Source organism: Pantoea sp. AG1095 (assembly GCF_003208415.1).
Taxonomy (GTDB): domain Bacteria; phylum Pseudomonadota; class Gammaproteobacteria; order Enterobacterales; family Enterobacteriaceae; genus Pantoea; species Pantoea leporis.
Map to the genome: position 1 here is coordinate 36,907 of NZ_QKMJ01000010.1, position 26,226 is coordinate 63,132.

General features: G+C 59.1%; 14 protein-coding genes. 2 read left to right on the forward strand and 12 right to left on the reverse strand.

Translation table 11 applies throughout. The features are described from left to right. Positions 1 to 102: 102 nt before the first annotated feature. Positions 103 to 1,143 carry an NADP(H)-dependent aldo-keto reductase gene (locus DEU53_RS18190; RefSeq protein ID WP_110867968.1) on the forward strand — a complete coding sequence of 347 codons (1,041 nt, stop codon included), beginning with the start codon at positions 103 to 105 and terminating at the stop codon, positions 1,141 to 1,143. Positions 1,144 to 1,262: 119 nt separating this feature from the next. On the opposite strand, the gene lplT is transcribed toward DEU53_RS18190, so the two are convergent. The 12 genes from lplT to DEU53_RS18250 all read right to left on the reverse strand — a co-directional run bounded on the left by lplT (position 1,263) and on the right by DEU53_RS18250 (position 24,966). Further along, positions 1,263 to 2,453, reverse strand: a complete 1,191-nt coding sequence (gene lplT / locus DEU53_RS18195) for a lysophospholipid transporter LplT (RefSeq protein ID WP_110867969.1) — start codon at positions 2,451 to 2,453, stop codon at positions 1,263 to 1,265. Further along, positions 2,450 to 4,600 (reverse strand): bifunctional acyl-ACP--phospholipid O-acyltransferase/long-chain-fatty-acid--ACP ligase, encoded by a 2,151-nt coding sequence (gene aas / locus DEU53_RS18200; RefSeq protein ID WP_110867970.1) that lies wholly within the window; start codon positions 4,598 to 4,600, stop codon positions 2,450 to 2,452. The genes lplT and aas overlap by 4 nt, the downstream gene beginning before the upstream one ends. 485 nt (positions 4,601 to 5,085) lie before the next feature. Then, on the reverse strand, positions 5,086 to 6,489 hold the full coding sequence (locus DEU53_RS18205) for an efflux transporter outer membrane subunit (protein ID WP_110867971.1): 1,404 nt from the start codon (positions 6,487 to 6,489) through the stop codon (positions 5,086 to 5,088). Continuing rightward, positions 6,490 to 9,594: an efflux RND transporter permease subunit gene (locus DEU53_RS18210; protein WP_110867972.1), complete on the reverse strand. Its 3,105-nt coding sequence runs from the start codon at positions 9,592 to 9,594 to the stop codon at positions 6,490 to 6,492. Next, positions 9,591 to 12,746: an MdtB/MuxB family multidrug efflux RND transporter permease subunit gene (locus tag DEU53_RS18215; protein ID WP_110867973.1), complete on the reverse strand. Its 3,156-nt coding sequence runs from the start codon at positions 12,744 to 12,746 to the stop codon at positions 9,591 to 9,593. The genes DEU53_RS18210 and DEU53_RS18215 overlap by 4 nt, the downstream gene beginning before the upstream one ends. Next, on the reverse strand, positions 12,743 to 13,990 hold the full coding sequence (locus DEU53_RS18220) for an MdtA/MuxA family multidrug efflux RND transporter periplasmic adaptor subunit (protein WP_110867974.1): 1,248 nt from the start codon (positions 13,988 to 13,990) through the stop codon (positions 12,743 to 12,745). The genes DEU53_RS18215 and DEU53_RS18220 overlap by 4 nt, the downstream gene beginning before the upstream one ends. A 142-nt stretch (positions 13,991 to 14,132) precedes the next feature. Continuing rightward, the gene (locus DEU53_RS18225) at positions 14,133 to 15,533 is read right to left on the reverse strand and encodes an efflux transporter outer membrane subunit (RefSeq protein WP_110867975.1); all 1,401 of its coding nucleotides are present in this window, start codon (positions 15,531 to 15,533) and stop codon (positions 14,133 to 14,135) included. Next, positions 15,520 to 18,657: an efflux RND transporter permease subunit gene (locus DEU53_RS18230; RefSeq protein WP_110867976.1), complete on the reverse strand. Its 3,138-nt coding sequence runs from the start codon at positions 18,655 to 18,657 to the stop codon at positions 15,520 to 15,522. The genes DEU53_RS18225 and DEU53_RS18230 overlap by 14 nt, the downstream gene beginning before the upstream one ends. A gap of 9 nt (positions 18,658 to 18,666) precedes the next feature. Further along, positions 18,667 to 19,803, reverse strand: a complete 1,137-nt coding sequence (locus DEU53_RS18235) for an efflux RND transporter periplasmic adaptor subunit (protein WP_110867977.1) — start codon at positions 19,801 to 19,803, stop codon at positions 18,667 to 18,669. Between the two features lie 303 nt (positions 19,804 to 20,106). Next, positions 20,107 to 20,295 (reverse strand): hypothetical protein, encoded by a 189-nt coding sequence (locus DEU53_RS18240; RefSeq protein ID WP_061719884.1) that lies wholly within the window; start codon positions 20,293 to 20,295, stop codon positions 20,107 to 20,109. Positions 20,296 to 20,700: 405 nt separating this feature from the next. Continuing rightward, on the reverse strand, positions 20,701 to 22,431 hold the full coding sequence (locus tag DEU53_RS18245; protein WP_101761978.1) for a penicillin-binding transpeptidase domain-containing protein: 1,731 nt from the start codon (positions 22,429 to 22,431) through the stop codon (positions 20,701 to 20,703). Between the two features lie 273 nt (positions 22,432 to 22,704). Further along, positions 22,705 to 24,966 carry a molybdopterin-dependent oxidoreductase gene (locus tag DEU53_RS18250; protein ID WP_110867978.1) on the reverse strand — a complete coding sequence of 754 codons (2,262 nt, stop codon included), beginning with the start codon at positions 24,964 to 24,966 and terminating at the stop codon, positions 22,705 to 22,707. A gap of 196 nt (positions 24,967 to 25,162) precedes the next feature. Here DEU53_RS18250 and galR point away from each other — a divergent pair, with 196 nt between their 5' ends. Further along, positions 25,163 to 26,164 (forward strand): HTH-type transcriptional regulator GalR, encoded by a 1,002-nt coding sequence (galR, locus tag DEU53_RS18255; protein ID WP_036649453.1) that lies wholly within the window; start codon positions 25,163 to 25,165, stop codon positions 26,162 to 26,164. Positions 26,165 to 26,226 lie beyond the last annotated feature (62 nt).

Here is a 26,226-nt window from a genome sequence, read left to right on the forward strand (position 1 = left end):
GCGATTTCCCGAACTTTCCCCTCTTCCTTCCGCGCCGCTTCACACGCTATAGTCCCAAAGGACACAACATTCCCTTTCATAATGAAAAAAGGATGCCGGCACATGCACTATCACCGTATTCCCCATAGCACGCTGGAAGTGAGTCAGCTGGGGCTTGGAACCATGACGTTTGGTGAGCAGAACAGCGAAGCCGACGCCCACGCACAACTTGATTACGCGGTTAGCAGTGGCATCAACCTGATTGATACCGCAGAAATGTATCCGGTGCCGCCGCGCCCGGAAACCCAGGGATTAACCGAACAATACATTGGTAGCTGGCTGAAGAAGCGCGGCAGCCGTGACAAAATCATCCTCGCCAGCAAAGTAGCCGGTCCGGTACGCGGCGCGGATGCGTCGATTCGCCCGAACCAGGCGCTGGATCGCAAAAACATCCGCGAAGCGCTGGATGCCAGCCTGAAACGCCTGAACACCGATTATCTCGATCTCTATCAGCTGCACTGGCCGCAGCGTCAGACCAACTACTTCGGCAAGCTGGGTTATCAATACACCGATTCCAGCGTGCCGGTGACGCTGCTGGAGACGCTGGAAGCGCTGACCGAACAGGTGCGTGCCGGTAAGATTCGCTACATTGGCGTGTCGAACGAAACTGCGTGGGGCGTGATGCGTTACCTGCAGCTGGCTGAAAAACATGAGCTGCCGCGTATCGTTACCATCCAGAACCCGTACAGCCTGCTGAACCGCAGCTTCGAGGTTGGTTTAGCGGAGATCAGCCAGCATGAAGGCGTCGAGTTGCTGGCGTATTCCAGCCTGGCGTTTGGTACGTTGAGTGGCAAATACCTGAACGGTGCCAAACCCGCCGGTGCGCGCAATACGCTGTTTAGTCGCTTTACCCGCTACAGCGGCGATCAGTCACAGCAGGCGATTGCAGCCTATGTTGCGCTGGCGCAGAAACACAATATGGATCCGTCGCAGATGGCGCTGGCGTATGTGCGTCAACAGCCGTTTGTCGCCAGCACCTTGCTGGGCGCCACCACGCTGGAGCAGCTGAAGATTAACGTTGAGAGTTTCAATCTGACGCTGAATGCCGAGGTGTTAGAGGAACTGGAAGCGATTCATCGCCAGTTTACCTATCCAGCGCCATAAATCGCATCACACCGTAGCGGCGCGATTTATCGCGCGCTTTAAAAACGCCGCACATTTTTCCACTTGTGCGGCATTCGCCATTGCGCAATACATTGCCCCGCTACGACGCTATGCTTTTGTTACTTCCGCGCTTTCCACCACAACACCGCAATCGCCACGGCGAAAATCGCGCCGAATCCGACGCCGGTCGCCACCGCAGGCGCGCCCAGCTTAATCGCCACGGTATACAATCCCAGCATCAGCAGCATCGCGGTATTCTCACCGAGATTTTGCACCGCAATCGCGTTGCCCGAACCCACGGACGCCTTGCCACGCTCCTGCAGCAGCGCATTGAGCGGTACCACGAAGAAACCACCCAGCGCACCAATCAGCATCAAAACCAGATAGGCATTGAGCAAGCTGGTTTGCAACGCGAACACCACCACCATCACGCCAATCAGCACACCGGCTGGCATGCAGCGACGCACGGTTTGCAGCGTCACCAACTTCGCCGCTGCTGCCGCGCCAATCACGATGCCAATCGCCACCATGGCATTCAGCGTGGTCGGGGTTTTGTTATCGCTGATGCCGAGCGCCACCGGCACCCACAGCACCAGCAGGAAACGCAGCGTCACGCCCGCGCCCCAGAACAAGCTGGTGCCGAGCAGCGAGAAGCGCGTTTCGCCATTGCGCCACAGCAGCTTAGTGGCCGCGATGAAACTGCGCAGCATGGCGCCAAAATGCCAGCTCTGACCGGGACGCGCTGCCGTCAGACGCGGAATAAAGATGTTCGCCACCACCGCCATCGCATAGGTCATGGCACACACCACCAGCGCGGCGACCAGGTTCCAGTCCGCCAGAATACCGCCCGCCACCGAACCCAGCAGAATCGCCGCAATGGTCGAACCTTCCATTAAGCCGTTGGCTTTGACCAGGCGTTCACCGCTGGTGATCTCCGTCAGGATGCCGTACTTGGCTGGCGAATAGGATGCCGCGCCAATCCCCACCAGCGTATAGCCGAGGAACGGATTGAAGCCGAAACAGATAACCAGCGCGCCGAGCAGCTTAAGACTGTTGGCGAACATCATTACCCGACCTTTGGCAAAGCTATCCGCCATCTGCCCCACAAACGGCGCGAGCAGAATGTAAGTGGCCACAAACAGCATTTGCAGGATCGGCTGACTCCAGTCCGGATAGAACTGATTTTTCAGCACCGCCAGCGTCACAAACAACAGCGCGTTGTCGCCAAATGCCGAGAAGAACTGCGCCACAATCACCGCCAGCATGTTGCGCGATAACAGCGGTGCATCCTTATTTAACGCCTGGCTCATGCCTGCTCCTCTTCCGCCAGCTGCTTGAGGCTGACATAGTCCGGTTTGCCGCTGCCCAGCATCGGCAGCTGTTTCATCACGCGGATATCGCGCGGCACCGCCAGTTCCGGCGCGCCAATTTCACGCGCCGCTTTCAGCAGCGTGTCACGGCCCAACTCGCTGTCGGTAGTAAACAGCACCAAGGCCTCACCTCGATTACCGTCCGGACGCAGCGACGCCGCATGTTGCTTCTCGTTAGAGGCTTTCAGCGCAATATGCTCCACAATCTCCAGCGACACCATCTCACCGGCAATTTTGGCGAAGCGTTTCGCACGGCCCTGAATCTGGCAGAAACCGCCTTCATCAAAGCTGACGATATCGCCGGTGTCGTACCAGCCCGCTTCCATCTCGCCTTCGCCGTTATCGGCGACCGGGACTTCCAGCACGCCTGGATTTTCCACGCGCAGATACCCGTTCATTACGTTCGGACCGCGCAGCTGCAGGCGACCGCCCTGCTCAATGCCCGGCACCGAAATCAGACGCGAATCCATGCCCGGCAGAATGCGGCCCACGGTGTGATTTTTCGCCGCCATCGGCACGTTGATCGCCACCACCGGCGCGCACTCCGTCACGCCGTAGCCTTCGAGAATACGGATGCCGTATTTTTCCATGTAGATCTGACGCGTCGCTTCCTGCAGTTTCTCCGCGCCCGCCACCACATAGCGCAGACGCGCAAAATCGTACGGGCTGGCGAAACGCGCATAGTTGCCAAGGAAGGTTGAGGTACCAAACAGCACGGTGCAGTTACGGTCGTAAACCAGCTCCGGCACGATGCGGTAATGCAGCGGGCTCGGATAGAGAAACACCTGTGCGCCGGTCAGCAACGGGGTAAACAGGCCAACGGTTAAACCAAAAGCATGGAACAGCGGCAGCGCCGACATAAAGCGGTCGCGCGGGGTGAAATCCGCCACGGTACGAATCTGCTCAACGTTCGCCAGCAGACTTTTATGCGAGTGCACCACACCTTTGGGATGGCCTTCCGAACCGGAGGTAAACAGCACCATCGCCGCATCTTCCGGCTGCTGCGCCACCAGCGCACGGCGCGGCATCAGCAGATGCGCCACAATCCACAATTTGTCCTGCAGCGTAACGGTATCTTTCAGATCTTCCAGATAGATCCACTGCACTTCGGTCAGTCCCTGCGGCAAGTGCCACAGGTTGCCTTTTTCGAGGAACTGCCGCGAGGTAAACACGGTTTTCACCTGCGATGCGGTCAACGCCGCACGCATGCCATTCACGCCTGCGGTGTAGTTGAGCATCGCCGGAATGCGCCCGCGCAGCGAGGCACCGAGAATCGCCGCCGCCGTCACCGTGGCGTTCGGCAGCAGCAGACCGACGTATTCACCTTGCTGGCTGTAGCGCTCCAGAATGCGGCCCACGCCAAGCGCTTTCTTCAGCAAACCGGTATAGCTATCCGGTTTGAAGTTGACGTCTTCGATGCACGGCTTCATCGCGCCATAACGCTGACGCGCATTGAGGAAAGCCTCGAACAGCGTCTCACGCGGACGCACTGCCATGCGGGCTTCCATCATCACATGATGCAGGTGCTCGCCCGCCAGCGTGCGGCGATCGCGCGCGCGTTTGGCTTCAGGCATCGGGATTACCGTTGGCGGCAGCACCGTTAAGGTGATGCGCGGGAACAGGCGCCGTTTAAACACGCCCGCCAGACGACCAAATGGCGTATATTCCGCGCCTTCGATACGCATCGGCACCACGGTGGCACCGGATTTCGCCGCCACAAAGCCGGCGCCGCTGTAGATCTTCATCAGCGATCCGGTCACGGTGATGCGCCCTTCGGGGAAGATCACCACCGGACGGCCCTGATTGATCATGCGCACCAGATGTTTGATCGACATCGGCTTGGTGGGATCGAGCGGAACGAAGTCGATGATCGGCTTCAGCAGACGCATGAACCATTGATCGCTGATCGAGGAATAGACCGCAAACACCGGTTTGATCGGCAGAAACAGCGCCAGTAATACCCCATCCAGAAATGACGTGTGATTGGGGGTGATCAGCACTTTCTCTTTATGCAGTGCCGCGAGGTCGCCGCGCAGTTCCACACGCCACAGCAGGCGGAACAGGAAACGGAAAAAAGTGAGTAGCATGCCAGCTCCTTAGCAATCGTAAAAATGGCTCTTACGATGCAGGATCTGGGGATTTTCGACAAGTGGCGTGGTGATTTAAACGCAATAGCGGTCGTAGGGCCGCCATTCATGGCGTAATCCTTGTCAGTTAAGCCAACGATGAGTGCGCAGGCCGGGGCCACTTTTGGGCCGGCGGTCCTCGCGCCGCTAGCGCGGTGCCTTCACTTCGCTCATTTGCCAGAGGCGCTGGCGCGTCAGCTGCGGCAAAGGGCCATTCGCAGCGCTGAGGCTTTTACGTTGGGCCAGGAGCCTCACGCAGGGATGCGTGAGGCAGTTCGGGGCGGCCAGGACGGCCGATCCACGAACGATCCGTCGGCACGACGTGGAAGCCGAAGGCACCGCGTTAGCGGCGCGAGGACGGCCCGTGACGCAGCAGATGTGTCAGAGCCCACACCAAAAATGCTTTCTTAACTGACAAGCATTACGCCATTCATGGCGACCTGGTTTTACCGCGTATCCGCCTGCCAGCCACCGCCCAGCGCGGCGATCAGACCGACGCTGCTGACCCACTGCGTGCTCTGCAGCGACAGCAAACTCTGCTGCGCGCTCAGGCTGCTGTTTTCGGTGGTGGCGACGTCGAGATAGTCGATCATTCCGGCATCATACTGATTACGCGTTACGCGCGCCGATTCCTGCGCCGCGTCGGTGGCGCGCTGTTGTGCGGCGATTTCGCCCTGCAAAGTATTCAGCTGCACCAGATAATCCTCCACTTCGCCCATGCCGGTCAGCACCGACTGGCGATAGCTGGCAACGCTGGCATCATAGGCGGCGCGCGCCTGTTCGACTTTCGCTGAGGTGGCGCCGAAATCTAACAGCGTACCGCTCAGCTCCGGCCCCAAAGACCAGACGCGATTGGGCAGCGAGAACAAACTGTTGATCGCCGATGAACTCACGCCGCCGCTGGCGCTCAGCGTCAAATCGGGATAGTAACCGGCAATCGCCACGCCGACCGCCGCATTCGCCGCCGCCACGTTGCGCTCGGCGTAGGCGATATCGGGACGGCGCTGCAACAGTTGCGACGGCACGCTGTTCGGGATCGCGGGCAGCGCGGCCTCCAGCTTCGCCACCGGCAAGGAGAAATCCGCCGGAGCTCGGCCCAGCAGCAAGGCAATCGCGTGCTCCATCTGTGCACGCTGCCACTGGTAATCCTGCGCCGAGGCGCGGGCGCTCTCCAGCTGCATCTGCGCCTGCGCTAAGGTGGCGCGTGATTCGCTGCCCGCCGCATATTTGTTTTCAATCACCGTCAGATAGCGTTGATAGGCCGCGATACTGCGCTGATAGAGCGCGATTTTCTCGTCGATAATGCGCAGCTGGAAATAGTCCTGCGCCAGTTCGGACTGCGCGCTCAAGGTGATATTCGCCAGCTCGGCTTTGCTGGCTTCGGCGCTGGCATGGTTCTCCTCCAGCGTGCGTCGCAGTTTGCCCCACACATCCAGCTCCCAGCTGGCGCTGAGATCGGCGGCATGGCTGTTGCTGACGCTACGTTGATCGCTGGCGCTGGCGCGGCTGCCGCTGCGCGTGCTGCTGGCGTCGTAGCCTAGCGACGGCAACAACTCCGCGCGTGATTGCCCAACTAACGCCTGCGCTTCGCGGTACTGCGCGGCATAGCTGGCAACGTTCTGGTTGGAGATGCTCACCTGCTTCAGCAGGCTAGCCAGCGTGGCATCGTGATATACCTGCCACCATTCACCTTTGCTGTTTGCATCCTGCGGCGTCGCCTGCGTCCAGCCTTTGGCTTCTTTGAAATGGGTCGGCATCGCCATGCTCGGGCGCTGATAATCGGGGCCAACCGCGCAGCCCGCCAGCAACATCACGGTGAGCAACGGCGTAATTTTCAGAGACATTTTCATCTATCGGGATTCCACATGACGCAACCGCTGCCACTGACGTTGCGTGGCGCGGCTTAAACGGTCGAGCCAGAGATAAACCACCGGCGTAGTAAACAGCGTTAATAATTGGCTCAGCGCCAAACCACCGGCAATCGCCAGCCCGAGCGGGCTACGTAAGTCGGCATCGCCGCCGCTGCCCAGCGCCAGCGGCAGCGCGCCAAAGAAGGCGGCCAGCGTGGTCATCATGATCGGCCGGAAACGCATCAAGCAGGCTTGGGTGATCGCCTGCTGCGGCGTCATGCCTTGGCTACGCTCGGCGTGAATCGCAAAGTCGATCATCATGATGGCGTTCTTTTTCACGATACCAATCAGCAGGATGATGCCGATCAGCGCGATCACCGTCAGCTGCGTGTTGGTCAGCAACAGCAACAACAGCGCGCCCACACCCGCCGACGGCAGTGTTGAGAGAATGGTGAGCGGATGGATGTAACTCTCATACAGCACGCCGAGCACGATATACACCGCCGCCAGCGCCGCGATAATCAGCCACGGCATGGTGGCGGTAAGCTGGGCGAAGGCGGCGGCGGTGCCGGCAAAACCGGCCTGAATACTGGAGGGTAAACCGAGCTGCGCCATCGCCTGCTTAATCAGCGCCTGCGCCTGCTCCAGCGACACGCCATCGTTGAGGTTAAACGCCACGGTGCTGGTGGCGGATTGGCCCTGATGCGCCACCGACAGCGGCGCGTTGCCGCCCTTGAAGCTGGAGAATGCGGCGAGCGGCACGCGATCGCCGCTGTCGTTAATCACATACAGCTGCTGCAAAATCGCCGGATCGCGCGTGTAGCTATTCTGCAGCGACATCACCACATGATACTGATTAAGCGTGTGATAGAGCGTGGCGACCTGACGCTGGCTGAAGGCGTTATTCAGCAGGGTGTCGAGCATCTGCACATCCACGCCCAACCGTTTCGCGCGGTCACGATCGATATTAATCACCACTTCCTGACCGCCGGTTTGCGAGTCGGAATCGACGCTATTCAGCTGCGGGATTGCCGCCAGCGCCGCCTGCACTTTGGGCGTCCACTCACGTAGCAGATCGAGATCGTCGGCCTGCAAGCTGTATTGATAGGTGGCGTTGGCGCTGCGCCCGCCGATGTGCAGATCCTGCGCCGCCATCAGGAACATCTGCGCGCCGGCAATATGGCTGGTTTTCATACTCAGGCGGTTCGCCACTTCGGTGGCGGTGGCATCGCGCTTGTCAAAATCCTTCAGGCGCACAAAGAAGTTGGCGCTGTTGCGCGAGCCGAACATGCCGCTGCCCATCGACGACATCACGCTCTCCACCGCCGGATCGGACTGGATGATGTGGGTGAACTGCAGCATTTTCGGCTTCATCGCCTGGAAGGAGATGTTCTGATCGGCGCGCAGCGCGCCCATCAGCAGGCCAGTATCCTGATTGGGGAAAAAGCCTTTCTGCACCACGGAAAACAGGAACAGGTTGAGCAGCACGGTCAGCACCAGACTAAACATCGTCAGCTTTTGGTGCGCCATCACCCAGGTTAACCCGCGCGAATAAGCCGCCAGCAATGCGTTAAGTTGGTTTTCGATAAACTGATACAGCGGATGCGAGCGTTGCGTGACTTTGGGCTTTGGCTTCAGCAGGCGCGCGCACAGCATCGGCGTCAGGCTCAGCGAGACAAACATTGAAATCAGCAGCGATACCGTTAGCGTGACGGCAAATTCGCGGAACAAGCGTCCGACGATGCTGCCCATCAGCAGAATCGGGATGAACACCGCAATCAACGACATAGTCATCGACAGCACGGTAAAACTCACTTCCTGCGCGCCACGCAGCGCCGCGCGCAGCGGACTGAGCCCTTCTTCGATATGGCGCGTGATGTTTTCCAGCACCACAATCGCGTCATCGACGACAAAGCCGGTGGCGATAATCAGCGCCATCAGCGACAGGTTATCGAGGCTGTAACCCAGCAGATACATCACCGCGCAGGTGCCAATCAGCGAGACCGGCAGCGCCAGCGCCGGGATAATCACCGCCTGCACGTTACGCAGAAACACAAACACCACGGCGATCACCAGCAGCATCGCCACCAGCAGCGTCTCTTCGGTGTCATACAGCGAGGCGCGCACCGTCGGCGAGCGATCCACCACCACTTTCAGTTGCGTATCGGCGGGCAGATCTTTTTCCAGCGCCGGCAGCTGCGCTTTGATGGCATCAATGGTGTCGAGCATGTTGGCACCGGCCTGGCGCTTAATGCCCACCATCACCGATGGCGTGGCGTTGAGGAAACCGGCCTGATACTGATCTTCAACCGAGTCATACACGGTGGCGACATCATGCAGCCGCACCGCTTTGCCCTGTTTATACGTGACAATCAAATCCTGATACTGCGCGGCTTTATCCAGCTGGCCGTTGCTGTCCACCACCCACGACTGGCTGCTGCCCTGCAAAATCCCCTTTGGCTTATTGCTGGTGCTGTTGGCGATGGCGCTGCGCACCGTATCCAGCGAAATGCCGTACTGCGTCAGCTTCAGCGGCTGCAGATCGATGCGCACCGCCGGTAAGGCGCTGCCCATCAGCGACACTTCGCCCACGCCTTTCACCTGGCCCATTGCCTGCTCGATTTTGCTTTCGGCCAGATCGTAGAGTTCGCCCGGCGTGCGCGTGGCGGACGTCAGCGCTAGCATCACAATCGGCGCATCCGATGGATTGGCTTTGCGATAGGTCGGCAGCGACTCCATCGCGCTCGGCAGCAAACTGCGTGCGGCGTTGATCGCCGCCTGCACGTCACGCGCCGCGCCGTTGATGTCGCGATCGAGGTCAAACTGCAAAATCACGCTGGTCGATCCCTGCGAACTGGTCGAGGTCATCTCGGTGACGCCGGCAATCTGCCCCAGCGAACGCTCCAGCGGCGTAGCGACGGTGGCTGCCATGGTTTCCGGGCTGGCACCGGCCAGGCTGGCGCTCACCATGATAGTGGGGAAATCCACCTGCGGCAGCGGCGCCACCGGCAGCAGTCGATAGCCCAGCGCGCCCAGCAGCAGGATCGCCAGCGTCAGCAGTAACGTGGCAACCGGGCGGAAGATAAACAGCCGGGTGAGGTTCATCGCTCGCCTCGCGCCTGCTGCTGCTTGCGCTGCATGTAGCGCTTGCCGCGCTGCGCGATGCCATCAAACCACAGGTAAATTACCGGCGTAGAGAACAGCGTCAGCACCTGGCTGACGATCAAACCGCCAACAATCACCAGACCGAGCGGCTGCCGCAGCTCGGCACCGGAACCGGACGCCAGCATCAGCGGCAGCGCACCGAGCAGCGCCGCCATGGTGGTCATCAGAATCGGGCGGAAGCGCAGCAAACAGGCCTGATGAATCGCGTTCCGCGCGCTCATGTGCTGCTTGTTTTCCGCCTCCAGTGCGAAGTCGATCATCATGATTGCGTTCTTCTTGACGATACCGATCAGCAGAATTACGCCAATCAGCGCGATCAGGCTGAACTCGCTGCCCGCCAGCAGCAGCGTCAACAGCGCGCCGACCGCCGCCGACGGCAGCGTCGAGAGAATGGTCACCGGATGGATAAAGCTCTCATAGAGAATGCCGAGCACCACGTACATGGTGATTAATGCCGCCAGAATCAGCCACAGGGTGTTGCCGGTGGCGCTCTGGAATGCCGAGGTTTCGCCCTGATAACGCAAGGTGATACTCGACGGCAAATTCAGTTGCTGCGTTACTGTGGCAATCGCCTTCTGCCCCTCTTCCAGCGAATAGCCTTTGTTGAGATTGAACGACACCATCACCGCCGGGAACTGATTGAGGCGCATGTGCATCAGCGAACCGGTGCGCTGGTGAATGGTGGCGATGGACGTGAGCTTCACCATGTCGGTGGTGGTTGTGGTGGTGTCATCCGTGGTGGAAGTGCTGCTGCTCGCGCTGGTCACCGGCAAATAGACATCATCAAACGAAGCGGGCGATTGCTGATACTGCGGCGCCACTTCCAGCACCACGCGATATTGATTGGCCTGGGTAAAGATGGTGGAGACCAAACGCTGACCGAAGCTGTTGTACAGCGCGGTATCGACGTCGGCGGCGGTAATGCCGTAGCGCGCCGCTTTATCGCGATTCAGCTCGACATAGGCCACGCGGCCCTGATCCTGCAGGTTACTCACCACGCCGTTAAACTCCGGACGCTGCTGCAAGGCGGCGACCATCTTTGGCGTCCAGCGCACCAGGTTTTCGCTGTCGGCATCATCCAGCGTAAATTGATACTGGCTCGGCGACACCTGATCGTTGACGGTCAAATCCTGCGCCGGTTGCAGATAGAGCTGAATGCCCGCCACCTGCTGCGCCGCCTGTTGCAGCTGTTTGATCACCACGTCGGCTTTGTCGTCGCGCTGGTCAAACGACTTGAGGTTGATCTGGATGCGCCCGCTATTCAGGCTGGTGTTGCTGCTGCCATCAATGCCGATGGTTGAGGACAAACTCTCCACCGACGGATTTTGCAGAATCACTTTCGCCAGCGCCTGCTGCCGCTTCGACATCTCGCTAAACGACACATCCTGCGACGCCACGGTGACGCCCTGAATCAGCCCGGTATCCTGGGTCGGGAAGAAGCCTTTTGGGATGGCGATGTAAAGCAGCGCGGTGAGCGCAAAGGTCGCCAGCGCCACCAGTAGCGTCAGCTTCTGATGGTTCAGCACCACCGTCAGCATGCGGTCGTAGCCGCGCACCAGCTTGTCGAACAGTTCGCCGCCTTTACGCGAGAAGCGCGACTGTTTTTCCGGCGGAATGTGCTGTAACAGATAGGCGCACAGCATCGGCGTCAGGGTTAGTGACACCACCATCGACACCAGAATCGACACCGCCAGCGTGATGGCAAATTCGCGGAACAACCGCCCAACCACGTCGCCCATAAACAGCAGCGGGATCAGCACGGCAATCAGTGAGAAGGTCAGCGAGATGATGGTGAAGCCAATCTGCTGCGAGCCTTTCAGCGCCGCCTGCATCGGCGTTTCGCCCTCTTCCAGCCGCCGTGAAATGTTCTCCACCACCACAATCGCATCATCGATAACGAAGCCGGTGGCGATGGTCAGCGCCATCAGCGACAGATTATTCAGGCTGAAGTCGGCCAGATACATCACGCCGAAGGTGCCAATCAGCGACAGCGGTACCGCCACGCTGGGAATTAGCGTCGCCGCCACGTTGCGCAGGAACAGGAACGTCACCATCACCACCAGCGCCACCGACAGCATCAGCTCAAACTGCACGTCGCTGATGGAGGCGCGAATGGTTTGCGTTCGATCCGACAAGATGCTCATCTTCACGCCGTCCGGCAGCGCCGCCTGCAGCTTCGGCAGCTGCGCTTTGATGCTGTCCACCACCTGAATCACGTTGGCGCCCGGCTGGCGCTGCACGCTGATCACAATCGCCGGACTGTTGTTGGCCCATGCCGACTGGAAGCTGTTCTCCGGTCCCTGTTCGATATGCGCGATATCTTTTAGCCGCAGCGCCGCACCGTTTTGGTAAGTGATGATCAAATTGCCGTACTCATCGGCGGTGCGCAGCTGATCGTTGGCGTCGATGGTCACCGAGTGATATTTGCCGTCGAAGCCGCCTTTCGAGCCGTTCACGTTGCTGTTGCCGATCAGCGTGTTGACGTCCTCCAGCGACAGCTGATGCGCCGCCAGCGCTTTCGGGTCCATCTGCACGCGAATCGCCGGTTGATGGCCGCCCGCCAGCGTCACCATGCCGACGCCGTTAATCTGCGACAGCTTCAGCGCCACGCGCGTGTTCACCAGATCCTGCACCTGCGTCAGCGGCAGCGTGTCGGAACTCACCGCCAGCGTAATCACGGCGGTATCGGCTGGATTGACCTTTTTGTAGGTTGGCGGATTGGGCAGATCGCTCGGCAGCAAGTTATTGGCAGCATTGATCGCTGCCTGCACTTCCTGCTCGGCGACATCCAGCGACAGATCGAGGCTGAACTTCAGCGTGACGATCGACGATCCGCCTGAGCTGGTCGACGTCATCTGGCTCAGGCCGGCCATTTGACCCAGCTGGCGCTCCAGCGGCGAGGTGACAGAAGACGCCATCACATCCGGGCTAGCGCCGGGATAGAGCGTGGTGACCTGAATAGTCGGGTAATCCACCTGCGGCAGCGCCGAGGTGGAGAGAAAACGGTAGGAGAAGATCCCGGCGATCAGCACGCCGACCATCAGCAAAATGGTGGCGACCGGACGCTGGATAAACAGGCGAGACGGATTCATTTGGCCTCGGCGGTCGCGGTGGTTTTGCGCTCATCCGCCAGCTGCACTTTGCTGCCGTTGGTCAGGCGATCGATGCCTTCGGTCACCAGACGATCGCCCGGTTCCACTCCGTTGAGAATCGCCTGCTGATCTTCACCAAACGTTGGCCCAGTGGTGACCGCTTTGCGCGTCACGGTGTTGTCTTGGTTGATGACAAATACGAAGCTGCCGTCGCTGCTCAGCTGCAGCGCCTGTGCCGGGATCACCGTGACATGTTTCAGGATGTTGGTTTGCAGCCGCAGATTGACGAACTGGTTAGCGAACAGCGATTCGTCTTCATTTGGGAAGGTGGCTTTCAGCTCAATGGTGCCGGTCGCGGTATCGATCTGGTTGCTGATGAACTTCACCTCGCCCTGCGCCAGCGCGCGGCTGTTGTCCTGATCAAAGGCGGTGGCGGGCAGACTTTGCCCGCCGTGCAGCGCGTTGGTCAGCTGCGGAATGTTGCCCTGCGGCACGCTAAAGGTCACGGCGGCGGGCTGCATCTGCGTCACCACCACGATGCCAGTGGTATCGGTGGTTTGCACCATATTGCCGGGATCGACCAGACGCAAACCGACGCGTCCGCTGATTGGCGAGGTGATGCGCGCATACTCGATATCCAGTTTGGCGCTGGCGATCTGCGCTTCATCAGCGGCGACCGCGCCTTTGTACTGGCCGACGGTGGCGGTTTGGGTATCAAGATCCTGGCGCGACAGCGAGTCCTGCGCCGCCAGTTTCTGATAACGCACCAGCGTTAACTGCGCGCTTTTCAGCAAAGCCTGATTCTGATTGAGATCGCCCTGATACTGCGCCAGCGTGGCCTGATAGCTGCGCGGATCGATCTGCGCCAGCAGCTGGCCGGCGCTGACTTTCTGCCCTTCGGTGAAGAACACTTTCTCCAGCTGTCCGGCGACGCGGCTGGTGACGGTGACGCTGGCGTTGGGGATCACCGTGCCGAGCGCGTTGAGGTATTCCGGCACATCCGCGCTGCTGGCAACGCCGCTGTGTACCAGCGTGGCACCGCCCATCATCATCGCCATGCCCGGCGGGCCGCCCGCGCCACCGCGATGACCGCCGCGTGCGCCCGGCGGCTTTCCGCCGCCCGGCATGCCGCCATGACCACCGACCACGCGCCAGATCACGCCCGCCACAATCAATAGCACAAGCAACAACAGGAGCCATTTCAGCCAGCGAGAAAACGGGGAGCGGGAAGCGTTGTTAGTCATCAGGATCTTCAGGTTAGCCAGAAAACGGAAAATCCCCTGTAAAACAGGGGACTATTTCAAGGGGAAATCATCACTACGCGCATTATCGGTTGAATGCCCGCGCGAATTCCATACGCGAACCGTAAGGGTTTCGTTAAGGTGATTAAGATTTCCAGCCGCCGCCTAACGCCTTGTACAGGGTGATTTTCTGGCTCAATTGCCCCAAATGCGCACTGATCAGCGACTGCTGCGCACTGTAAAGCGATCGCTGGGCCACTAACACATTGAGATAATTGTCGACGCCTTGCCTGAAGCGCAATACGGAATAGTCGTAGTCGCGCTGATTGGCGCCAACCTCCTGTTGCAGCGCCGTCAGCTGATCCTGCCAGGTATCCTGACCGGCCAGCGCATCGTTCACCTCTTTAAACGCGGTCTGGATCGCCTTCTCATAGTCAGCAATCTCAATGCGTTTCTCGATATGCGCGATATTCAAGTTGGCCTGGTTTTTACCACCGTCAAAAATCGGCAGGTTAATCGATGGCATGAATGACCATGCGCCGCTGCCGCCGCCCAGCAGGCTGCCAAGCGAGCTGCTGGTGGAGCCGCCGGACGCGGTCAGCGTGATGCTCGGGAAGAAGGCGGCACGCGCCGCGCCGATATTGGCATTAGCCGCCTTCAGCGTGTGCTCCGCCGCCATGATATCCGGGCGACGCGTCAGCAGATCCGACGGCAAGCCAGCGGGCGTGGCCGGGAAGTGCCAGTTGGCGTCCAGCGTGGCGTGTGACAACAGCGTGGCGGGCAGATCGGTGCCGACCAGCAAGCGCAGCGCATCGACATCCTGCCGCACCTGACGCGTGTAACTCGCCACGTCCGCCTGCGCCGCCCGCACCGTGCTTTCGGCCTGCGCCAGATCCTGATCGCTGCTGGCACCGCCGTCGTAGCTGAGCTTGGTCAGGCAATACGATTCCTGCTGGCTTTGCGCGGTGTGTTGCGCCAGATGCAGCAGATCGTTATCCGAACTCAGCGTCAGCCACGCCGTCGCCACTTCCGCGATCAGTGAAATGCGCGTGGCGCGTTCGGTGGCGGCGCTCGACAGATAGGTTTCCTGCGCCTGATCGCTCAGGCTTTGCAGGCGACCAAAGAAATCCAGCTCCCACGAAGTGACGCTCAAGCCGCTGTTCAGCTCGTGATAGGTCACCGCGCCGCTGGTTTTGGTGTTGTAGAGATTGGCCGGTTCATGCGCCGAAGTCTGGCTGGCCGTGGCGTTGATCGACGGCATCAGCGCCGCGCGCTGCACCGTGACGCCCTGCTGCGCCTCTTGCACGTTCAGCGCCGCCACGCGCAGGTCGCGGTTGTTATCCAGCGACAGCTGAATCAGGTTGCGCAGCGTGGCGTCAGTGAAAAAGTTCTGCCACGGCAAATCGGCGACGTTGCCGACGGGCGTCGCCTGATCGTATTTAGCGTCCACCGGCAGCGCCGGGCGCTGATAGTGCGGTGCCAGCGTACAACCGGCCAATGCCAGCGCGAGCGGCAACAGCGCCAGACGGAAGTTATTCATGTTCATTTTTAACCACCTCTGCGGATGTTTGTTTCTTACGCGCAAAGAACTGCGAAACCACCACGTAGAACATCGGCACAAAGAAGATGGCGAGGAAAGTCGCGGTGATCATACCGCCCGCCACCGCCGTACCAATCGAATGCTGGCTGCCTGCGCCCGCGCCGTTGGATATGGTCAGCGGCAGCACGCCGAGAATAAACGCCATTGAGGTCATGATAATCGGACGGATACGCAGCCGCGCCGCTTCTACCGCCGCTTCCACCAGCGTTTTGCCCTCGCGCTCATGCAGCTCTTTGGCGAACTCGACGATCAGGATGGCGTTTTTCGCCGCCAGCCCCACGGTGGTCAGCAGGCCAACCTGGAAGAAAACATCGTTCTGCAGGCCGCGCAGCAGCACCGCGCTAATGGTGCCGAGGATGCCGAGCGGCACCACCATGATCACCGAGAACGGAATCGACCAGCTCTCGTACAGCGCCGCCAGACACAGGAACACCACCAGAATCGAGATCAGATACAACTGCGTGGTTTGGCTGCCGGAGGCCTGCTCCTCATACGAAATACCGTACCACTGCACGCGGAAACCGTGCGGCAGCTGCTTCGCCAGCTGTTCCACCGCCTTCATCGCTTCACCGGTACTTTGACCCGGCGCGGGCGATCCGAGGATCTCCTCAGCGGTTAAGCCGTTAAAGCGTTCAAAGTGCGGCGAGCCGTACACCCATTTGCCCGAGGCGAAGGCGGAGAATGGCACCATGGTGCCGCTGCTGTTGCGGAAGTACCATTTGTCGAGATCCGACGGTGTGGCGCGCGAGTCCGCTTTACCCATCAGATAGACCTCTTTCACGCGGCCGTTATACATGAACTGATCGATGTAGCTGGAGCCCCACGCCACCGACAAAGTGTTGTTGATGTCGGTCATGCTCAGGCCGAGCGCGCTGGCCTTCTCATCATTGATCTCCAGCTGATACTGCGGCTCATCTTCCAGCCCGTTAAGACGTACCTGCGCCAGATGCGGATCTTTGTTCGCCAGCGTAATCAGCTGGTGCGCGGCATCCATCATCTGCTGATGGCTATGCGCGCCGGTATCCTGCAGATAGAGATCGAAACCGGTGGCGTTGCCCAGCTCCATCACCGCCGGCGGCACCATGGCGAAGATTTTGGCGTTCTGGTAGTTGGCGAAGTGCGCCATCACGCGGTTCGCCAGGTCCTGCACGCTTTGCCCGCTGTGCGTGCGGTCGCCCCAATCTTTCAGGCGCACAAAAGCCATGGCGTTGCTCTGGCCGCGACCGGCAAAGTTAAAGCCCGCCACGCCAAAGGTGGTGGTCACCACCGACGCTTCGTTCTGTTGCAGATAGGCGTTGAGATCGTTGATCACCTGCTGAGTGCGCTGCGATGACGAGTTCACCGGCAGCGTAATCTGCACCATCATCAAGCCCTGATCTTCACCCGGCAGGAAGGTGGTCGGTACGCGGGTGAACAAAAATCCCGTCACGCCGACGATCACCAGATAGATCACCAGGAACAGGCCGCGACGGGAAATCACTTTGCTGACGCCGTGGGTGTAGTGCATCGCGCCGCTGTCGAACTTGCGGTTAAACCAACCGGCGAATCCGGTGGTTTTGTGCTCCGCCGCCGCCGGTTTCAGCAAGGTGGCGCACAGCGCAGGCGTGAAGATCAGCGCCATGATCACCGACAGCGCCATCGCCGAGACGATGGTGACCGAGAACTGGCGGTAAATCACACCGGTCGATCCGGAGAAGAACGCCATCGGCAGCAGCACTGCCGACAGCACCAGCGCAATGCCAAACAGCGCGCCCTGAATCTGCTGCATCGATTTAATGGTGGCGGCTTTCGGGTCGAGCTGCTCTTCGTGCATTACGCGCTCAACGTTCTCCACCACCACAATGGCGTCATCCACCAGTAGCCCGATGGCCAGCACCATGCCGAACATGGTGAGGGTGTTAATGCTGTAACCAAACGCCGAAAGAATGCCAAAGGTGCCCAGCAGCACCACCGGCACCACCAGCGTGGTGATCAGCGTGGCGCGCAGGTTTTGCAGGAAGATCAGCATCACGAAGAACACCAGCACCACCGCTTCGATCAGCGTTTTCACCACCTCTTCAATTGAGGCGCTGACCACCGGCGAGGTGTCGTACGGATACTGAATCTCGACGTTATCCGGCAGCGAATCTTTCAGGTCGGCGATGGTTTGGCGCACCGCCTTGGCGGTATCCAGTTCATTGGCACCGGTTGCCAGACGCAGCGCGATACCGGCGGCCGGTTTGCCGTTCATGGTGGCATCGATGCCGTAGCTTTGCGGCCCGAGCGCGACGCTGGCCACATCTTTCAGCCGCACCTGCGAGCCGTCGCTGTTCACCTTCAGCAGCACATTCTCAAACTGCTGCACGGTGGTGAAACGGGTTTTGCCGAGGATCGTCGCCTGGGTTTTTGCGCCCTGAATGGTCGGCAAACCGCCGAGTGAACCGGACGACACCTGCACGTTCTGGTTATCAATCGCCGTGGTGACATCGCTCGGCATCAGGTTGTATTTGTACAATTTGGCCGGATCGAGCCAGATGCGCATCGCGTATTCGGATCCCAGCACCATGAAGTCGCCGACGCCCGGCGTACGCGAGATCGGATCTTCCAGTTTCGACACCAGCATGTCGGCCAGATCGCCGTTGGTCAGCTTGCCGTCTTTGGCGATCAGCCCGATAACCATCATAAAGTTTTTTTGGTACTTACGGATGCGGATACCTTGCTGGGTGACATCGGTGGGCAGCTGCGACTCCGCTAGCGACACGCGATCCTGCACCTGAACCTGGGCGATATCGGGATTGATGCCCTGATTAAAGGTGGCGATGATCTGCGCGCTGCCGTCCGAGGCGCTGCTCGACTCCAGATAACGCAAACCATCCAGGCCATTCAGCTGCTGCTCAATGACCTGCACCACGGTGTTTTGCGTGGTTTCGGCGCTGGCACCCGGATAGGTCACCGAGATAGAGACCGCTGGCGCGGAGATATTGGGATATTGATTGACCGGCAAACTGATGGCGGCAATCGCGCCGACCAGCATCACGATAATGGCGATAACCCAGGCGAAGATTGGACGTTCTATAAAAAACTTCGACATGCCGCCCCCTTATTGCGCCGCTGCGTCAGTCATCGAAAGACTCACCGCATTGGCGGATGGCGTGTCGTTGGTATTGGCGGCGCTGGTGGTGACTTTCACCCCGCTGCGCACGCTTTGCAGGTTGTTCACCACCACGTTTTCCCCTTGCTGCAAGCCCGAGGTCACCAGCCATTCTCCTTTAATCATCTCGCCGGTGTGGATACTGCGCTGCTCGATGGTGTTGTCGCTTTTCACCACAAAGACATACGGCTGACCTTTGGTGTCATGCATGATCGACTCTTGCGGCAGCAGAATGCCTTGCTGCTGAATGCCCTGCGGGAAGCTGGCATGCACGTACATGCCAGGCAGCAGTTGGTTATTCGGGTTCGGGAACACCGCGCGCAGCACCACGGTGCCGGTGGCGGTATCGACGTTCACTTCCCAGAACGCCAGCCTGCCCTGCTCGGCGTACTGGCTGTTATCTTCCAGCGACAAGCCCACGGCGGCGGTGTTGTCGGCCACTTTGGCGATTTTGCCGTCGGCCAGCGCGCGGCGCAGGCGCAGCAGATCGGTGGAGGATTCGCTGACATCGACATAGATCGGATCAAGCTGAGTGATGGTGGCGAGATAATCGGTTTGCCCGTTGGTGACCAGCGCACCGGCGGTGTACAGCGAGCGGCTGATGTGGCCGGAGATCGGTGCTTTCACCAGCGTGTAGTCGAGATTCACTTTGGCGGTTTCCACGTCGGCCTGCGCTTCACGCGCGGCGGCGACCGCATCGTCGTAGGTTTGCTGGCTGATGGCGTGCGCGTTGGCCAGCGGCTGATAGCGCTTCACCACCATCGCATCGTTCTGCCAGGTCGCCATGGCTTTGTCGTAGGCGGCTTTATAGGTGGCCGGATCGATTTGATACAGCGGCTGGCCGGCTTTCACTTCACCGCCCTCGGTAAACAGGATTTTTTCAATTACGCCGCTCACCTGCGGACGCACTTGCGCAGTTCTCACCGCCGTGGTGCGGCCTGGCAATTGGCTGACAAGCGTAACGGGTTGCGCTTTGAGGTTGACCACGCCCACTTGCGGGGTGGCGGATGCGGCGGGCTTTGCTCCGCCCTGGTCACAGGCTGCCAGTAAAAACACCACGCTGGCAGAAAGAAGTTTCAGGCGCATAGTTGTTCTCTAAAAGATAGGAAGGGAATAGTCACGAAGGTAATGACTTGAAAGCCATTGTAGGGAGGCGGGTTAAGCGGGGTTGTTAAGGTTGCGTAAAATATATTTTCCAAAGGAAAATGGTAAACCTTTCGTGCCATAAAGGGTTAGGATTTTTAGCGTTTTGCGGGTTTTCAGCCCCGAAATCGATTATCGAAAATTTCGTAGCGGCGCAATTTATTGCGCAAGATAACAGCGGGAAAATGGTCAACGGAGCGCAATGAATTGCGCCGCTACGGTTATGTGCACGCAATAACAACCGATTTAACCTTTGGGTTCAATGCCTCTGCGGCGCAGCTCGCGGCGCGCCAGCTCTTTTAACCAGCACGACAGCGTGACGTTGTCGTCGTCGGTCACACTGCGCAGCTGTTCGTGCAGCTCCGGGTGAATACGTAACTGAAACGCCGAAGAACGGCCCTCGCCTTTTGGCGTGCGGTCTTTGGTTTTTGGCATCGCGGGTTGGCCTCAACGAGTCGCAATAAAAAATCGCCCCTTAAAGCGCTACCAACACCGTAAGGGGCTAGCGAACCGCCATGGAATGCGACATCGCGGTGCGTTACCTACAGGTTACACAACCCGATATTTTTATGTTGCCGGGGAAGTGTTAAGACTCAGACAAGAGGTGTGAGCGAGTTCGCACGGCAGTAAATTACAGGCAAAAAAAACCCACGCATCTGCGTGGGTCGGTGTAATAACAGGGTACTGCCAAAGCAGCTTGTTTCACACCCATCAATACCTCTGGGATCTCCATACTCGCACCGTTGAGTCGGTGAAAGACAGGTGCAAAAAGCAACGGTGTTTGGGGAAGTGAAACGAGGTGTGAATATTCTCCACACCTCACTTACACTTTTGATTTAACTAAGATTTGTCTGAAGAAGGTTTACTGTAGATCGCATCGGGTGCCACGTTCATGTGCTTGAGTACCGGGCCCATGATGTTGCCGAAGATCGGTGCTGCCACCGAGCCACCAAAGTGATCGCCCGCGGTGGGATGGTTGATCATTACCACCAGCGCCACTTCCGGATGGCTGGCGGGCGCGATGCCGGCGGTGTAGTTGATATAACCGCCATCGTACTTACCGCTGGTGCCCATCTTCTCTGCGGTACCGGTTTTGGTCGCCAGACGATAACCCGGCACCGCCGCTCTTACCCCGGTCCCGCCCGGCAGTACGTCGCTCTCCAGCATATGCACCACGGTTTGCACCACCTGCGGATTCGCCACCTGTTTGCCTAACACCGGCGGCGTCACTTTGGTGATCGACAGTGGACGATAAACGCCGTACGAACCAAGCGTGGCGTATTCACGCGCAATCTGCAGCGGCGTGACGCGCAGGCCGTAGCCAAAGGCAAAGGTGGCGCGTTCGATATCGGCCCAGCGCTCGCGGTGCAGCGGGAAGTACCCCACGCTCTCACCGGTCAATCCCAGCCCGGTAGGTTTACCCAAGCCAAATGCCTGATAGGTATTAACCAGCGCTTCAGCGGGCATCGCCAGCGCAATGTGCGAGACGCCGATGTCACTCGATTTCTGCAAAATGCCGGTCATGGTGAGGCGCGGCCAGTGACCAACGTCGCGAATTAAGTGGCCGTTGACGCTGTAAGGCGTGGTATCGATCACCGAATCGGCGCGCACCAGATGGCGCTCCAGCCCTTCCATCACCACCAGCGGTTTCACCGTGGAGCCGGGTTCGTAACTGTCGTTGATCGCCGAGTTACGCATCTGCGCCGGCGTGGCATTTTCATAGTTGTTCGGGTTGAACGACGGATAAGAGGCCATCGCCAGAATTTCGCCGGTATCGATTTTCACCAATACCGCCGCGCCCGAATCCGCTTTGTTAAGCAGCACGCCGTCGCGCAGTTTACTGTAGAGCGTGAATTGGTCGAACTTGTCGATACTGAGCTGCACGGTTGGCGGCTGCTGTGGCGGCTGGTAATCGATCATCGCAATGATGTTGCCTTCACCATCCTGACGATAAACTTCTTTGCCCGGATCGCCCTGCAGCACATGGTCGAAGCCCTTCTCGATGCCGTTCAGGCCGTTGCTGTCGGCCCCTACAATGCCAATCAGTGGCGCAGCTGCTTCACTCATCGGATAGAAACGGCTGTCGTTATACACCGAGCTGATACCTTTGAGTTTCAGCTCGGCGATATCTTTGGCGATGCCGAGTTCGATTTTGCGGCCCAGATAGAGGAAGCGTTTTTTCGGGTTGGCGGTGATGGCCGCGCGCAGATCTTCCGGACGCTGATTGAGCGCGGCCGCCAGATAAGCCCATTTGGCGCTGGTGAAATCGGGATTTGCCTCCAGCACGCGCATTGGATCGGCGATGATGTCACGTGCCGGAACGCTCAGCGCTAACGCCTGGCCGTCGCGATCCAGCAAGGTGCCACGGTTAGTTGGCAACGTTACGGTACGCAGCGAGCGCTGATCGGCTTCGTGCTCCAGCATCGGATGCTTGATCAGCTGCAGGTCACCAACGCAAATCAGCAACAGCACCAAACAGCAGAAAACGCCAAGGCAGATCAGGCGAAAACGAAACGGGTTAAAGGGCGCTTTTATCTGGTCTTTTCCCAGAAATTTTTTTATTTGAGGCATGGCAATCCGCTGCTGTAAGTGAATCTGAAGCTTATTGCTTGCAGTTATAAAGAAACGTAAAGCGAGTTGACAGGAAAACTGTGTTTCGATTCGTTAAGCAAAAAAAAACCTGCGCATCTGCGCAGGTCGGTGTAATCAAGAAAACTTTTTGATGTTCACCCATCAATACCTCTGGGACCCTGACTGTAGCAAGGTGGCACGCTGGGAAACCATCGCCTAAACGCAACAGTTACCGGCAAAATGTAACCAGCGATGAGATTATTCGTTGCCCATTCACATCAGATGTTTTTTGATTTCCACCAGGCAACTCATGGCGTTAGGACCCTGCGTTAACGACGAGGTGCCGATATCCAATGTCAGGACATTCGGGTTGCCGGCGCGATCCCACGGCTGCCAGGCGCGACCAAAGCCAGGATCGAACCAGGCGCCGGTGGCGATGATCACCACGCCCGGCGTTACACCGTCGGTCAGGCGCACACCGGCCAGCATGCGCCCGCGCGCATTGCTCACCTCAATCTCATCGCCATCCTGAATATCACGCGTTGCCGCATCCTGCGGATGCATATATAGCGTCTCATGTCCGGCGGTTTTGTTGCCTTGCACCGTGGCAGTGGCGTCCATCTGGCTGTGCAGACGATCGGATGGTTGAATCGAGATCATATGCAGCGGGAACTGTGCGCTGAGCGGCGCGCCCAGCCACTCTTGCGGCTCGCGCCACTCGGGATGTCCGGCGAAATCCTCCAGCTGATAATCGGCGATGGTCTGGCTGAACAGCTCAATCTTGCCGCTGGCGGTTTGAATTGGATGCGTTTCTGGGTTAGCGCGGAAATCATCCATAAACACGAACGGCTTGCCGCCTTCGGGAATCTCGACAAACCCGCGCTCCCAGAATTCCCCGAACTCCGGGAACGGAATATCGCGGCGCGCATGCGCTACCGCGCACTGCTGATACAGATGCTCAATCCACTGCATCTCATTGCGCCCTTCGGTGAACACATCACGATAGCCGAGGCGATCGGCGATATCAGCGAAGATGTCGAAATCATTGCGCGCCTGATGCTGCGGCTTGATCGCCTGATGCATCGCCAGCACGAAGCGATCGCGCGACGATCCGCCGATGTCGTTACGCTCCAGCGTGGTGGTGGCGGGCAACACGATATCCGCCATCTGCGCCGCCGGCGTCCAGACGATATCCTGCACAATCACGGTATCCGGGCGTTGCCAGCCTTCCACCAGACGATTGAGCTGCTGATGATGATGGAACGGATTGCCGCCCGCCCAGTGCACCAAATGGATATCCGGATAGTGCTGGGTTTCACCCTGGAATGCGTACGGCTGGCCGGGATTGAGCAGCATGTCGCTGATGCGCGCCACTGGAATCGACAAATTGCCCGGATTCGGGCCGGTGCTCATCATGGGTGCCGGGCCATCCTGACGCGGATTGCCGACGCTGTTCATCGAGCCATGACCAAAGGAGAAACCGCCGCCCGGCAAGCCCGGCTGACCGAGCATTGACGACAGCGCAATCATCATCCAGTACGGCTGCTCGCCGCGATGGGCGCGCTGTACCGAATAGGAGCAGGTAATAAAGCTGCGTTTGCCGATCAGCTGCTGCGCCAGCAAAGCAATGCGCGCCGCCGGAATGCCGGTAATGCTGCTGGCCCACTCAGGCGTTTTGGCGATGCCATCACTTTCACCGAGCAGATAGCCGCGCAGCTGCGGCCAGCCGGTACAGTGGCTGGCGAGAAAGCTTTCATCCAGCGCGTTACGCCTGGTGATTTCAAAACCCAGCGCCAGCATCAGCGCCACGTCGGTGTTCGGGCGAATCGGAATCCACTCGGCATTGACGAACGCCGGGCAGTCATCGCGCATTGGGCTGATGTTAATGATTGGCGTGCCTTTGGCGCTGAGCTGCTCCAGCGCCGGTTTCAGGCTGTGCTGCCCTGCGCCGCCGGACGCCACCTGCGCGTTTTTCAGCGCCAGGCCGCCGAAGGCGATAAAGATGTCGGCGTGCTGCACCACTTCCGGCCAGTCGGTGACGCGGCCGGTGAGCGGCATGTAGGTGCCAATCACGTACGGCAGGAAGAACTGAGCCGCGCCCCAGCTGTAGTTACCTTGCTGATCGACGCCGCCGCCGCCCTGAAAATAGAAGCGACGAATCAGCGTGCGCGCGTGGTTGACGCGTCCCGCCGATGACCAGCCGTAAGAGCCGTTGAAAATGCCCGCTGCGCCGTAGCGATCGCGCACGCGGCGATTCTCTTCCGCCACTAAATCCAGCGCGGTATCCCAATCTACCGCCACGAAGTCTTCCCGACCGCGTAAGGTGCGATCGCTGTTCTCGCGCGACTTCAACCATGAACGGCGCACCATCGGCTGGCGAATACGCTTATCCGAATAGACCAGTTCAGGAATGGTGTTGAGCATCGGCGAGGGATCGGCATCGGCGAAGAAGGGTTCACAGCCAATCAGGCGATCGTTTTCGGTGACGGCAGTGAATGCGCCCCAGTGCGCCAGGTGTGGCACGCGAGTTTTCATGGTTTTTGGTCCGGCAGGCAGGTGTGATTATGTCTGGCAGCATAACATGAGCCTGTAACCGAGCTAAAGCGCGGCTGTGAGCGCCTGATTTTCCGTGCTTTTGCGACAGCGCTGGCATTCTGCCGGGTTGCTACAGGGTGGGTTTTCCGTAACACTGGTGGCATGTGTAAACGTTTTCCCGGATGTCGATAATCGCATGGCTACCATTAAGGATGTTGCCCGTATGGCTGGGGTGTCGGTTGCGACCGTCTCCCGCGTCATCAATAATTCGCCCAAAGCCAGCGAGAGTTCTCGCCTCGCCGTTACGGCGGCAATGGAGCAGTTGCAGTATCACCCGAACGCCAACGCACGCGCCCTGGCGCAGCAATCCACCGAAACCCTGGGTTTAGTGGTGGGCGATGTTTCTGATCCGTTTTTTGGCGCGATGGTCAAAGCGGTGGATGAAGTTGCGGGCCAGACCGGCAACTTTTTGCTGATTGGTAACGGTTACCACAATGAGCAAAAAGAGCGTCAGGCGATTGAGCAACTGATGCGCCATCGCTGCGCCGCCTTAGTGGTACACGCTAAGAAAATCCCCGACGACGATTTAGAGATGCTGATGAAGCAGGTGCCGGGCATGGTGCTGCTGAATCGCCTGCTGAAAGGCTTTGAACATCGCTGCATCGCGCTGGATGACCGCTACGGCGCCTGGCTGGCAACGCGTCATCTGATTCAGCAAGGCCATACGCAAATCGCCTTTATCTGCTCCACGCACACCATTTCCGATGCCGAAGATCGTCTGCAAGGCTATTACGACGCGCTGAAAGAGCACGGTTTGCCGTGTAACGACCGTTTGGTGGCGTGGGGCGAACCAGACGAAGTGGGCGGCGAGCAGGCGATGACCGAATTGATGGGACGCGGCAAGCAGTTCACGGCGGTGGCCTGTTACAACGATTCGATGGCCGCCGGTGCGCTGGCGGTGCTGAGTGATAACGGCATTCGCGTGCCGGAAGAGATGTCGCTGATTGGCTTCGATGATGTGCTGGTGTCGCGCTATGTGCGTCCGCGTTTGACGACGGTGCGTTATCCGATTGTCACGATGGCGCAACAGGCGGCGCAACTGGCGCTGGCGTTAGCCAATGGCAGCGAGATGCCGGAAGTGACCAATATGTTTAGCCCCACGCTGGTAAGACGGCATTCGGTGAGTGGGCCGGGTTAAATCCTGGTGCGCGCTTTCCCTCACCCTAACCCTCTCCCGCAAGCGGGAGAGGGAATGATTAG

Bases quoted from the DNA above. Each gene is read 5' to 3' on its own strand.
- DEU53_RS18190 (WP_110867968.1), top strand. From the start codon at position 103: ATGCACTATCACCGTATTCCCCATAGCACGCTGGAAGTGAGTCAGCTG.
- lplT (WP_110867969.1), bottom strand. From the start codon at position 2,453: ATGAGCCAGGCGTTAAATAAGGATGCACCGCTGTTATCGCGCAACATG.
- aas (WP_110867970.1), bottom strand. From the start codon at position 4,600: ATGCTACTCACTTTTTTCCGTTTCCTGTTCCGCCTGCTGTGGCGTGTG.
- DEU53_RS18205 (WP_110867971.1), bottom strand. From the start codon at position 6,489: ATGAAAATGTCTCTGAAAATTACGCCGTTGCTCACCGTGATGTTGCTG.
- DEU53_RS18210 (WP_110867972.1), bottom strand. From the start codon at position 9,594: ATGAACCTCACCCGGCTGTTTATCTTCCGCCCGGTTGCCACGTTACTG.
- DEU53_RS18215 (WP_110867973.1), bottom strand. From the start codon at position 12,746: ATGAATCCGTCTCGCCTGTTTATCCAGCGTCCGGTCGCCACCATTTTG.
- DEU53_RS18220 (WP_110867974.1), bottom strand. From the start codon at position 13,990: ATGACTAACAACGCTTCCCGCTCCCCGTTTTCTCGCTGGCTGAAATGG.
- DEU53_RS18225 (WP_110867975.1), bottom strand. From the start codon at position 15,533: ATGAACATGAATAACTTCCGTCTGGCGCTGTTGCCGCTCGCGCTGGCA.
- DEU53_RS18230 (WP_110867976.1), bottom strand. From the start codon at position 18,657: ATGTCGAAGTTTTTTATAGAACGTCCAATCTTCGCCTGGGTTATCGCC.
- DEU53_RS18235 (WP_110867977.1), bottom strand. From the start codon at position 19,803: ATGCGCCTGAAACTTCTTTCTGCCAGCGTGGTGTTTTTACTGGCAGCC.
- DEU53_RS18240 (WP_061719884.1), bottom strand. From the start codon at position 20,295: ATGCCAAAAACCAAAGACCGCACGCCAAAAGGCGAGGGCCGTTCTTCG.
- DEU53_RS18245 (WP_101761978.1), bottom strand. From the start codon at position 22,431: ATGCCTCAAATAAAAAAATTTCTGGGAAAAGACCAGATAAAAGCGCCC.
- DEU53_RS18250 (WP_110867978.1), bottom strand. From the start codon at position 24,966: ATGAAAACTCGCGTGCCACACCTGGCGCACTGGGGCGCATTCACTGCC.
- galR (WP_036649453.1), top strand. From the start codon at position 25,163: ATGGCTACCATTAAGGATGTTGCCCGTATGGCTGGGGTGTCGGTTGCG.